A 12381-nucleotide genomic window follows, 5' to 3' on the forward strand; every position below is an offset into this window, starting at 1 on the left:
TATAACTTGCCCATCACCTTGCCTTGAAATCCGTACACTTCGCCTTTTCCGGCGTATTCCACTAGCTCAACGCTGCGTGATTGGCCGGGTTCAAATCGCGTCGCCGTACCGGCGGGGATATTGAGTCGAAACCCGCGCGCCAGCGCTCTGTCAAACACCAAAGCTTCATTCACTTCGAAAAAATGGTAATGCGATCCGATTTGAACCGGACGGTCACCGACATTCTCAACACTCACTTTGACGGTGCGGCGGCCCACATTGAGCGCAATCTCACCGGCGGCGGTCTCGATTTGACCCGGCGCCCAACCCTTACCGATTGTCGTCCCTGCCATCCTTGTTTCTCCTCGTCCTATTGACTTTGCCTTTCCCCATCATTGACTACACAATCGGCTCGTGCACAGTGACGAGTTTGGTGCCGTCTGGGAACGTTGCCTCAACTTGCACGTCCGGAATCATACTGGCGACCCCTTCCATGACATCCTCTACCGTAAGCAACGTACGCCCGTAATCCATCAATTCGGCGACGCTTTTTCCCGCCCGAGCGCCTTCTAAAATGGCGCTACTGATCAGCGCAATCGACTCTGGGTAGTTGAGTTTTAGCCCTTTTTCTTTGCGACTTTGTGCCAACAGGCCCGCGCAAAAAATGAGTAATTTGTCTTTCTCTCTCGGGGTGAGTTCCATTGCTATCCCTCGCAATTCATCGCTTTGTTCCGCCGCCTACACTCTCATGTTTATGGTTGAGTGTGCTTGTGGATGAGTGTGCTGTAGATGAGTAAGTCAGCTTGCATCCACACTCTCAGTCCACCTTGTTAGGTAGCCCAGATCCTCGGAGGCTGAGGCTTCTCGCCAAACCAGTGCAACCTGATCTGTTGCCAAATACGCGCAAAACTGGCCAGAATCACTTCACTCCATTGACCTAATGCCCTGACGACTATCAGGTTTTCCAGCTGAGTGGCACCAATGACCAGCGACGCCTTACCCACATCATCTTGTATAGAGCAGAGCAAGCTCTGTACCAGCTCGATTAAGTCCTCGTCCTGTGAGGAGATATAAAACGTGCCCATCATTGGAAAGCCGAGCAACCCCTTATTTATCAGATACTTATCGCAGCCTTTCATATTGAGCCCTTCGCTGAGTATTTTGCTCCCTTGGTAGTAAATTTCTGTTTTTCCTACCAAATGTCCACTTAAAAAGCCCTCATTTAGTGCGGGTCTCCCAAAACAGTGCATCTCCCAGCCCATAAATTGTGCATCACGCTCTAAGTGGATCTGCGTGTCTAATCGCGCGTGGGCTTCGGGGAAAAAAATGTTTTCTTGCGGTAGCCACTCTAAGGTGGCGTTTGACGCCACGCGCAGTATTTGCGTCTGGCGAGCAAAACGCGCCGATGAACGATAAAACTTGGTAGCGCCGGGGGTCGTGACCAGAGCATGCCCCCCCTCTCGCACCTGTGCCTCGATGGCTAACGTATCGCCGCCGACTACGCCGCCAGGCGGGTGCAACAAATAGGTATGGCACACGGGCCCCTCAGGATAGAGCGGGCGCTGTATCGCCAGCGGGCCTTGCTGCTGGCGCTCTTTGATCACCGTTTTATCTCCTCTGTCGGTAAACAGCAGAGCCAGTTTTGCTTTCCAGCCAGAGCGAGTATCAGAATCGAGTTTTTGTTCAAGGCTGGGTTTGTCGTTGTCATTGGCATCCGTCAAGGCAAATGCCACAGCAGGATCACACATCATACGGTTAGATACTCCTTAATCAGCGCGTCATTGAGCGCCTCCATGGGGCCATTGGCCACCGGCCGGCCGCGATCCAAAATGCAAAATTCATCGCCCACTTTGCGGGCGAAAGGCAGTTTTTGTTCCACCAGCAACACCGTCAGACCATATTGCTGATTGAGCATACGGATGATGTCGCCAATCTCTTGCACTATATTGGGCTGGATGCCTTCCGTGGGCTCATCCAAAATCAGTAGACTTGGGTTGACCACCAGAGCACGGCCAATCGCCAGTTGCTGCTGCTGCCCTCCCGACAGGTCGCCACCGCGGCGATGAAGCATCTCTTTAAGCACCGGGAACAGCTCGAAAATGAATTCTGGGATCTGGCGATCACCTTTGGCGCGAATCGGCAATCCCACTTCAAGGTTCTCTTGCACGGTGAGCATCGGAAAGATTTGCCGTCCTTGCGGCACATAACCGATACCGAGTCGCGGGCGGTCTTCGGCGTCACGTTTAATTAATGACTGATCACCCAGTTTGATGTCGCCACTTTGTACCTTCACCAGCCCCATAATGCACTGCAATAAGGTGGTTTTCCCCACCCCATTGCGGCCCATGAGCACGGTACATTTGCCCTTGGGGATCGTCATATTCAAGTCCCACAGGGTGTGGCTTTCGCCGTAGAACTGGTTCAATCCATTGATGGTCAACATACTACTCTCCCAGATAGACCTGTTTGACTTGCGGATGGGCCTGGACGTGGTCCATCGTCCCTTCTGCCAGCACATGCCCCTGGTGGAGCACAGTGACATGGCTGGCAATTGAACGGACGAAATCCATATCGTGCTCAACGACCACGACCGAGTGTTTCCCGGCGAGCGAGTTAAGCAGCTCAGAGGTGCGATCCATCTCTTGGTGCGTCATCCCCGCGACCGGCTCATCGATGAGCAACAGCTTCGGGTTTTGCATCAAGAGCATACCGATCTCAAGCCACTGCTTTTGACCATGCGACAGGTTACCGGCGAGTCGCCTTGCACTGTCTTGTAAATCAATCAGCGTAAGCACTGACTCCAATTTGTCTTTCTGCTCGCCTGATAGCTGCGCGATGTACGTACCCCACACAGAGCGTACGCCCGCCATCGCCAGCTCAAGGTTCTCCCACACGCTTAAGCATTCAATCACCGTCGGCTTTTGGAACTTACGTCCGATGCCGGCATTGGCAATTTGCGCCTCATTCATCTTCAGGAGGTTGATGTTGGATCCAAGCCACACCGACCCACTGTCGGGTTTGGTTTTGCCCGTGATGATGTCCATCATGGTGGTTTTCCCTGCACCATTCGGGCCGATAATGCAGCGCAGTTCGCCCTCTTTGATGTACAAGTTCAAATCGTTGATGGCTTTAAAACCGTCAAAGCTTTTGTTGACGCCTTCGACATAGAGCAAAATGTTGTGCCGCGTATCAATCAACGGGTGGGTATCGGGCTTGAGAAACGAAAAGACTTCATCACGACGGGTCAGTTGCTTGACCGAATCGGTCAATGTTGTATGGGTCATGTTCATGCCGTCACCTCTTTGCTCTTATCTCTTTCCTCATCGCTTGCTGCGCGGCGCTTAGGCGTGTCGACCTTCGCGAGCTTGTCGCTGACAAACCCCATCAACCCTTTCGGGAAGTACATAGTCGAGAGCACGAACATGCCCCCGAGGGCAAACAGCCACACCTCTGGGAACTCAACGGTGAACCAGCTTTTGGCGTAGTTGATCACCAAAGCGCCAACAATCGCGCCGAACAAGGTAGCGCGGCCGCCTAACGCTACCCAGACCACCACTTCAATCGAGTTGAGCGGCGCAAATTCCCCGGGATTAATGATGCCCACTTGCGGGACATAAAGCGCCCCCGCAATGCCCGCGATCACCGCAGAAAGGACAAACACCCACAGCTTGATACCATCGACGTCATAACCCATAAATCGAGTGCGGGATTCGGTGTCGCGAATCGCCAACGCCACGCGACCAAGGCGGCTGGCCACCACAGTGCGGCACACCCAGTAGCTCAGGGCCAGCATCAGACCGGTGGCCATAAACAACACGATGCGCGTGCTGTCTTGCTGCAAGCTGTAACCAAGTATGTCTTTAAAATCCGTGAGGCCGTTGTTGCCGCCAAAGCCCATTTCGTTGCGAAAAAATGCCAACATCAGGGCATAGGTCAGCGCTTGGGTGATGATCGACAAATAGACCCCCGACACGCGAGAGCGAAACGCCAAATAACCAAACAGGTAAGCCAGCGCCCCCGGCACTAACACCACCATCACACACGCGAACCAAAACTGATCAAAACCAAGCCAGAACCACGGCAGCTCTTGCCAATTTAGAAACACCATAAAATCCGGCAGAATCGGATTCCCGTACACACCACGATCGCCAATTTGACGCATCAAATACATGCCCATCGCATAGCCGCCAAGGGCAAAAAAGGCGCCGTGGCCCAAACTCAAAATGCCGAGGTAGCCCCACACCAGATCCACCGCTAAGGCGAGCATGGCATAGCTGAGATATTTGCCCATCAAAGAGAGCGTGAATGTCTCAACGTGAAAGGGATGACCGACGGGCAGCAAGGTATTGGCCAAGGGCACTAACACCACCGCCAACAGAATGAGCGCCACGGTCACTTGGCCACCTTTGTCGCCTCGCATCGCCGACAGCACTACCGAGCGTGACTGAATAGATTGACTCATGTGAACTCCTTAACCTTCTGCCGCTCGGCCACGTTGTGGGAAGAGCCCACGAGGACGTTTTTGAATAAATAGGATGATAAACACCAACACCAAGATCTTCGCCAGTACCGCGCCAGCCCAAGGCTCCAATATTTTGTTAAACAGCCCAAGGCCGAGCCCCGCCACTAAGGTGCCCCACAGATTGCCAACGCCGCCAAACACCACCACCATGAAGGAGTCGATGATGTAGGCTTGGCCCATATTGGGCCCCACGTTGGTGAGTTGAGACAGCGCAACACCTGCAATACCGGCAACCCCGGAACCTAAGCCGAACGTCATGGCATCGACACGCTCTGAGCGGATCCCCATCGCACGAGCCATCGCTCGATTTTGCGACACCGCGCGCACTTGCAGACCCAAAGGTGTTTTTTTCAAAACCATCACCAAGCCAATGAAGACACACGCGCAAAATAGGATGATGTACAAGCGGTTGTAGGTGAGAGAGAGCATGGGGTTGAGGCTAAGTGCACCGGACATCCAATCCGGCGTGCTGACTGAGCGGTTAAGCGGCGAAAACACCGAGCGCACCGCTTGTTGCAGAATCAGGCTGATACCAAACGTCGCCAGTAAGGTTTCCAGCGGTCGTCCGTACAAATGGCGAATCACGCTGCGTTCAATCGCAACGCCCACCAACCCAGAGACGACAAACGCCGCCGGGATAGAAAGTATCAACGCCAACCCAATGTGATTAGGCATCAACTGCTGCATAACGTAAGTGGTGTAAGCGCCAAGCATAATGAGCTCACCGTGCGCCATGTTGATCACGCCCATCACACCAAAGGTGATCGCCAAGCCAATGCCGGCCAACACCAACACCGAGCCTAAGCTAAGACCAAAGAAAAGGGTCTCCACTCCCGAATACAAACGCTGGCTCTGTTGGTAGCGGTCGAGGGCCTTTTGCGCCGCCTCAATCACTTCCTCATCTTGCTCACGGCTTAACACTGCATTGAGGGTTTGCACCACCACTGGCTGTTTGTAATCCGACAGCAGCGCAATCGCCGCCACTTGGCCCGGGTCACTCGCATTGAGGGCACTGTCCACCGCCAACGCCAGATGCAATTGCTCAATCACCGCGGGCGAGGTTTCGCTCACCAGACGCTTTTTAAACTTGGCCACCACGCTGGGCTCTGTATTGCCCACCAGCGCCGTCACCGCCGCAAGTCGCACCGCTTCATCGGCACTACTTAGGCCCAGTGAGGCGATTTCAGCGCGAATCAGACCGCGCAACGCGTTATTCACCCGCACTTTGCTAAACTGGCGTTTACTTTCAATAACGAGTGTCTCGCCCGTCCAAACCTGAGTGGCGGTTTGTTTCGCTTTGAGCTCAGGCGCGATGTAAAGGTCTTGCTTGTTGGCTTTTAAGCTGTAGAGATCGCCTTCTAGCCAGGCGGTCAAAATAGGCTTCGCTACCTCCACTGGTTGCGTCTCCACCAGCCAAGTCATGGCTTGCTCTTTCGCTTGATTGTTCTTGCCATTGAGTATGCTGGCAAAGTCTTCCTGACTTTGTGCATTGGCGAGATTCAACCCGATCAGGCTCAATAGACTGATCCACATAAACTTGATAATCGGCGCACTCCTTGGCCTCATGATGTCTGTCCTTGCGTGGGTGAAAAGGAAAGGGTCTCAACAGAAAAAAGACGCCCAGCTTCCACGTAAAAGCCGGGCGCCAATCGTGGAGATTAATTAGAACCTGAACACTGCTTGGTTTCGACGTTAAACGCGCCGCAAGAGAAAGGTTTCGACCAGCTTGAGAACAGTTTCGCCGACTCAGGAAGGTAATCAGACCAAGCATCACCAGCGACTAAACCTGTTGTTTCCCACACCACATCGAACTGACCGTCATCTTGGATTTCACCAATTAAAACCGGCTTGGTGATGTGGTGGTTAGGCATCATGGTCGAGTAGCCCCCTGAGAGGTTAGGAACAGAGACACCAATCAATGCATCTTGCACGGCTTGTGCGTCGGTCGTACCTGCGTTCGTCACCGCTTGCGCCCACATGTTAAAGCCGATGTAGTGCGCTTCCATTGGGTCATTCGTGACACGCTCTTCACTGCCGATGAACGCTTGCCATGTTTCGACAAACTCTGCGTTGCTGTCTGTATCGACACTCATAAAGTAGTTCCAAGCGGCAAGGTGGCCCACCAGTGGTGAGGTATCCATACCCGAAAGCTCTTCTTCACCCACAGAGAACGCCACCACGGGGATGTCTTCCGATGAGACGCCTTGCGCCCCAAGCTCTTTGTAGAAAGGCACGTTCGCATCACCATTGATGGTCGAGACCACCGCGGTTTTCTTCCCTTCTGCGCCAAATTTCTTGATGTCAGAGACAATTGACTGCCAGTCAGAGTGACCAAACGGCGTGTAGTTGATCATGATGTCAGACTCACCCACCCCTTTGGCTTTGAGGTACGCTTCCAAGATCTTATTGGTGGTGCGCGGATAGACGTAATCAGTGCCCGCCAACACCCAGCGCTCAACGCCGAGTTCATTCATGAGGTAATCAACCGCAGGGATCGCCTGCTGATTTGGCGCAGCGCCAGTGTAGAAGACGTTTTTCGATGACTCTTCCCCTTCATATTGAACCGGGTAGAACAAGATGCTGTTGAGCTCTTCAAACACAGGCAGCATGGATTTGCGTGATACCGACGTCCAACCACCAAACACCACGTCGACTTTTTCTTTCTCGATCAATTCACGTGCTTTCTCTGCAAACAATGGCCAGTTGGACGCAGGGTCCACCACCACGGCTTCGAGTTTTTTACCTAGCAAACCGCCTTTTTTGTTCTGCTCATCGACCAACATCAGCACGGTGTCTTTCAGTGTGGTTTCACTGATCGCCATCGTCCCGGACAACGAGTGGAGCACACCGACTTTGATCGTCTCTTCTGCGTATGCCAAAGACGAGCTCAGTGCGAGTGTGGTGCCCAAAGCGGCCAGTTTCAGTTTGAACGTCATGTTCATAGTGGCTATCTCCTTATAGATGAATGGTTATTCAACCTGTCGGTATCTATATCCAACCAATCCAAAAAGGGTGCCAATAAAACTCGTTCAACAATTTAATTTTAAATCATTGAATTATAGTGATTTTATTCTAATCCGCTTCTTAATTATGCAAGAGCGGTTATTTTTTGCGCTGTATATTAGTGCAATCGATTCTCTCCTCTCACCATTTTGGTCTGACCTTAAACCCAAAAAAAGAAAACTTGATGCATATCAGTCAGGTAGTTCAGCCGAACGCACCCATCCAGACCAAAACCATAACGGCAAGCAGGATGAGATTGTGCATTCATCCCCAGTAACGAAAACATGCTATGCTCCGAGTTCAGTCAGGCAATCAAAAGGAATAAAGAATGAAAAAAGTGGCATTTATCACTGGTGCGACATCTGGATTTGGCCGAGCCGCGGCAGAGCGTTTTGCACAAGCGGGTTGGTCATTGGTGCTCTCTGGTCGCCGCCTCGAGCGTTTAGAGGCACTGAAAGCCGAACTCAATGTGCCTGTGCACATCATTCAACTTGACGTTCGTGATTCAGACGCGGTGAAACAAGCCGTGGCAGAGCTGCCAAGCGAATTTGCCGCCGTGCGACTGCTCATCAACAATGCCGGTTTGGCCTTGGCTCCGCAAGCGGCGCAAGACGTCGAGCTTGATGACTGGAAAACCATGATTGATACCAACGTCACAGGATTGGTGAATGTCACGCACGCACTACTGCCGACTTTGATCCAATCTGGCGCCGGCAGCACCATCATTAATGTGGGATCTATCGCCGGACAATGGCCCTACCCAGGTAGCCACGTCTATGGGGCAACCAAGGCGTTTGTTCAACAATTTAGCTACAACTTGCGCTGTGATTTGCTCGGCACCGGTGTACGTGTGACTGACATTGCGCCAGGCATGGCAGAAACCGAGTTCACTTTGGTACGCACCAAAGGCGATCAAGCGGCGTCCGATAAGCTCTACAACAGCACTACCCCACTCACCGCGCAAGACATTGCCGAACAGATGTTCTACGTGGCGACGCTACCCGATCACATCAACATTAACCGCCTTGAAGTGATGCCGACACGTCAAGCATGGTCTCCGTTTGCGGTTGACCGCGATTAAGCGATGATTCAACTAGAGCGTGGTGAACTAATCAGCGCTGCGCTCTAGCCAAAATACTTCTTCTCAAACTCCTCAACAGGCAATGGCTGCGAGTAAAAATAGCCCTGATGACGCGCCACCCCGACTCCCTGACAAAGGGTGCTTTGGTACTCGGTTTCTATACCTTCAGCCACGGTATCGTACTCTAGACTGGTCGCAAACAGACAGATGGCTGTAAAGAGTTGCTGAGCGCTTTTCTCTTCAACGTTCGCCATAAACGATTTGTCGATCTTAATGATGTCAATCGGGTACTCTTTGAGATGTGAGAGCGACGAGTAGCCAGTACCAAAATCGTCCACCGCTATTTTGAACCCCAGCCCACTCAGCTGTTGCAGCATCTCAGTTGAGGCGCCTTCTGCGACCAAGCAGTTTTCCGTGATCTCCAACTCCACCTGACTCGGAGAGACTTCATAAAACGAAAGGTACTCTTCAAGCTGCGTTTTTAAACTCAGCTCCGTCAACTGCTTGGGTGAGACATTAATGGCCACGACAAACGAGGCACTAAAGCGTGCAAATTGCTCTTTCCATATTTTGAGTTGATCAAACGCCGCGCGAAATACCCAATGACCAATTTCGATCATCAAATGGGACTCCTCCGCGATCGGAATGAAGTCGGTAGGTGACACAATGCCCAGCTTTTTGTGATTCCAGCGCAGCAGCGCCTCTGCCCCCACTAAGTTGGCATTACGGTCAAACTGAGGCTGAAAGTAGAGTTCAAACTCATCATTTTGAATCGCGCGTTTAAGATCGTTTTCAATGCGGATGCGCTTTTCAATCAAGTTATGAAACGCTTTTGAGTAATACTGCGCTTGATTTCGACCTTGATCTTTGGCTCGGTACAAGGCGATGTCGGCACACTTGGTTAATTCTACGGAGTTAGTGGCACACTCTGGCGCGGAAGCGATGCCAATACTGATGGTCATATCTATGCTATGGCTCTCCACTATGATCGGCTCTTCAAACGCTTTAAGCAGGCGCTGAACCAATAGATGAACGTGATTTTTCATCTCAAGGTTTTGGATAATAATGGCAAACTCGTCGCCACCGATGCGGCACAAGTAATCACTTTTTCGAGAGCAATGGGAGAGACGCTGAGCCACGTGCCTAAGGACCGCATCACCGACAACGTGGCCAAGGCTATCATTGATGTCTTTGAACTTATCGAGATCAATCAACAGCAGCATCAAAGGCTTTTTCGAGCGAGAGGCAATCAATAGCGCTTTTTTCAAGGTTTCATCAAAAAAGTAGCGATTACTCAACCCAGTTAAACTGTCCTCTTCCGCCATACGTTTGAGCTCGGTGTGTTTGGCTTGAATCTGCTGCTCGAGGTAATAGCGTTCGGTGGCAATCACGATTGCGCGACGTAATCGCGACGCGGTGATCTCTTTTTTCATGATGAAGTCTTGCGCGCCCACTTCAATGCACGACAGCGCCAACTCCTCATCATTACTGTGGCTGAGCATCACAATCGAGGTAGAGAAATCGCTCACACTCCTCAATTGCATCAGCACTTCAATACCATTGGATGGTGGAAGCTGATAGTCGAGCAAAATCACATCATATTTATTGGCGAGCGCCATCTTGAGCCCTTCATGGGCCGTCGTTGCTTCGTCGATCACCTGGATGGGTAAATCGGTATCGCGCAAAGTCCGAATCGCAGCAATTCTATCGATGGTATCGTCGTCAATAATCAAGATTTTCATCAGTTAAATCCCATCCTTATGGAGTAACGGTTGGATTGGCGCGCTCGATGGTTAGCGCGGCAAAGTACGGCTGTTTGGGCCAACTAAAACGGAACGTGCAGCCCTGTTCAAGGTTGTTTTCTAATCGATAGTCGCAACCATAGAGATCCAGCGTTTTCTTAATAATCGACAGGCCAAGGCCACTGCCTTCTACTTTGTCTCTTGGTTGCAGAGTGTGGAAAAGTTCAAACACTTTCTCTTGATAGGCCTCAGGGATGCCTGGCCCGTCGTCTTGCACGGTAAACACATAACGGTCATCAATTTCCGTAGCGGTCACGCGAATCAAACCATTCTCCTTGTCATGATGCTTAATCGCATTACCAATCAGGTTTCTCAGTACCATTTCAAGCGGCGTGACTAAGGTGGAGATCTCACCCAACTGATCGTCATACTCTAAGGCTATCCCTGGCGGCGGGCTAAGCAGCTCAAAAATCTCTTCAATCTTATTCCCAACATGAAACAGGTCTAGGCTCCACTGTTTCCTGCCTACACGCGAATAAAGCAGCAGATCATCCAGCAAGCGCTCCAACCGGCTGACTCGATTTTGCAATAAGGCGGTGTACTGCTCTGTTTGCTCAGTGAGGTGGGGTTTTAAGTCATCGATGGTCCAAGTAACCAACTGGGATATGCCACGCAAGGGCGCTTTTAAATCATGGGAAGCGACGTAAGCGAATTGATCCAGTTCGTGGTTGGCCTCTTCGAGCGCATGGTTGCGCTTCTCTAAATCGGCCGTCACTTGTTCTAAGGTTTGAGTGCGCAGCTGCAAATCTTGGGTGGCTTGATCGGCGTACTGCTGAGCACGCTCTTTCTCACGACTGAGCATCAAGAAAATGACCAGTAGCAGAACATCAACCAATAGACCAAACACTAAGATCAGCGCAGGTTGACTCAGGCTTTGCTGTTCTTTAAATAGCAGCGAGGACTGAACATGAAACACCCAAGTACGACCATACAAATCCAAACTGATTTGCTCAGAAAACGTCGGATCAGCATCGTAATGACGGTTGCTATCATTGAGTTCACTGTAGAGCTCCGTGTCGCCATCATAGATGCTGAAATTCACTAAACGTGTACTTCTGTCGAGCGTACCATCCATCAATTTGTAGACCACAAAAGGCGCGTAGACTAAACCCTGAAAATCGCCGCCACTTTCACCATATTGATTATTTTCCATACCTTGGCGATACCACGGGGCATAAAAAAGAAAGCCCGGCGTGCGCTGAGAATCTTGTACCAAGACGATCGGCCCGGTGATGCTGGCCTGACCGCTTGATTTCGCCCGCTGCGCCGCACTGTAACGATTGGTTTCATGCGCCATGTCTAGACCCACCGCTTTGAGATTGTCTTGCTGAGGCTCGATGTAAGTGATAGGCCAATACTCCTTGCCAGAGCGCGGGGGATGCATGGCATAGGTCGCCATCGTCTCACGCTGCCAAGACAAATACGTCGGTACTTTCTCTTCTGGCACGTAATGAATCACACCAATCCCGTTGATGCCCGGGAACCGAGATTCGATGCGCAGCTCATCGGCAAACACTTTCCAATCCGCGCGGCTCGCCGGTCTATCAAGCATGTGCAGTGCAGAGACGCCGGCCCATAGCGCTTCCTCATACTTCTCCATCCGCTCTTGGACCAAGGCGACCAATTGTTTGGCTTGATGTTGAAATTGAACCTTTGATTTCTGATGACTCTGTTTGAGCGTCACTTGCCAAGCGGTCAGCGTCAACGCAAGCGAAAACACAATCACGACCCAGTGATACCAATGCAGGGCCCGAGGTGCCCGGACAGCAGAGTGGAGCAACGAGGTTTTCAGCATTCAACCTAGCCTGTTTTTGTGAGTTATTTAGTAATCACTCTAGTCTATTTTTTTCCACCCTAACTCGGTCAAAAGCACTAATTGGTCAATTTGTGAACTCCCGCTCTAATTTGTCTCAATAATATTAAAAACGACAATAGTTACAGTTCAATATACTGCGATAAGCCATCAAGAGCTCTTTTCGCGAGAGAAACATGCT

The 12381-nt window shown here is 51.4% G+C and carries 11 protein-coding genes; 1 reads left to right on the forward strand and 10 read right to left on the reverse strand.

Translation table 11 applies throughout. The annotated features are described in order from the left end of the window. From AC6R1O_RS17490 to urtA, 8 genes are all read right to left on the reverse strand, one after another. Positions 1-332, reverse strand: a 332-nt coding sequence (locus AC6R1O_RS17490; RefSeq protein WP_500630256.1) for an urease subunit beta, incomplete at its 3' end; no start/stop codon positions are given. A gap of 46 nt (positions 333-378) precedes the next feature. Continuing rightward, on the reverse strand, positions 379-681 hold the full coding sequence (ureA, locus tag AC6R1O_RS17495) for an urease subunit gamma (protein ID WP_500657499.1): 303 nt from the start codon (positions 679-681) through the stop codon (positions 379-381). 128 nt (positions 682-809) lie between these two features. Further along, a complete protein-coding gene (locus tag AC6R1O_RS17500; RefSeq protein WP_500657500.1) occupies positions 810-1730 on the reverse strand; it encodes an urease accessory protein UreD in 921 nt (306 codons plus the stop codon). After that, positions 1727-2422, reverse strand: a complete 696-nt coding sequence (gene urtE, locus AC6R1O_RS17505) for an urea ABC transporter ATP-binding subunit UrtE (RefSeq protein WP_500628908.1) — start codon at positions 2420-2422, stop codon at positions 1727-1729. The genes AC6R1O_RS17500 and urtE overlap by 4 nt, the downstream gene beginning before the upstream one ends. Before the next feature lies 1 nt (position 2423). Next, complete coding sequence (gene urtD, locus AC6R1O_RS17510) at positions 2424-3263, reverse strand: urea ABC transporter ATP-binding protein UrtD (protein WP_500626250.1); 840 nt, start codon at positions 3261-3263, stop codon at positions 2424-2426. A gap of 2 nt (positions 3264-3265) precedes the next feature. Continuing rightward, a complete protein-coding gene (gene urtC, locus AC6R1O_RS17515) occupies positions 3266-4429 on the reverse strand; it encodes an urea ABC transporter permease subunit UrtC (protein ID WP_500657502.1) in 1164 nt (387 codons plus the stop codon). A 21-nt stretch (positions 4430-4450) separates the two neighbouring features. After that, positions 4451-6034, reverse strand: a complete 1584-nt coding sequence (gene urtB, locus AC6R1O_RS17520; protein ID WP_500657503.1) for an urea ABC transporter permease subunit UrtB — start codon at positions 6032-6034, stop codon at positions 4451-4453. Between the two features lie 125 nt (positions 6035-6159). Continuing rightward, positions 6160-7443, reverse strand: a complete 1284-nt coding sequence (gene urtA / locus AC6R1O_RS17525) for an urea ABC transporter substrate-binding protein (protein WP_334552934.1) — start codon at positions 7441-7443, stop codon at positions 6160-6162. A 389-nt stretch (positions 7444-7832) separates the two neighbouring features. Here urtA and AC6R1O_RS17530 point away from each other — a divergent pair, with 389 nt between their 5' ends. After that, positions 7833-8585: an SDR family NAD(P)-dependent oxidoreductase gene (locus AC6R1O_RS17530; protein ID WP_487903052.1), complete on the forward strand. Its 753-nt coding sequence runs from the start codon at positions 7833-7835 to the stop codon at positions 8583-8585. Positions 8586-8629: 44 nt separating this feature from the next. Here AC6R1O_RS17530 and AC6R1O_RS17535 read toward each other — a convergent pair whose 3' ends face one another. Both AC6R1O_RS17535 and AC6R1O_RS17540 read right to left on the reverse strand, forming a co-directional pair. Continuing rightward, positions 8630-10327, reverse strand: a complete 1698-nt coding sequence (locus AC6R1O_RS17535) for an EAL domain-containing protein (RefSeq protein WP_500657501.1) — start codon at positions 10325-10327, stop codon at positions 8630-8632. A 16-nt stretch (positions 10328-10343) separates the two neighbouring features. Next, the gene (locus AC6R1O_RS17540; protein ID WP_500626237.1) at positions 10344-12182 is read right to left on the reverse strand and encodes a CHASE domain-containing protein; all 1839 of its coding nucleotides are present in this window, start codon (positions 12180-12182) and stop codon (positions 10344-10346) included. Positions 12183-12381 lie beyond the last annotated feature (199 nt).

This window comes from Vibrio sp. R11-SG3-ISO3-SZ (assembly GCF_059834345.1).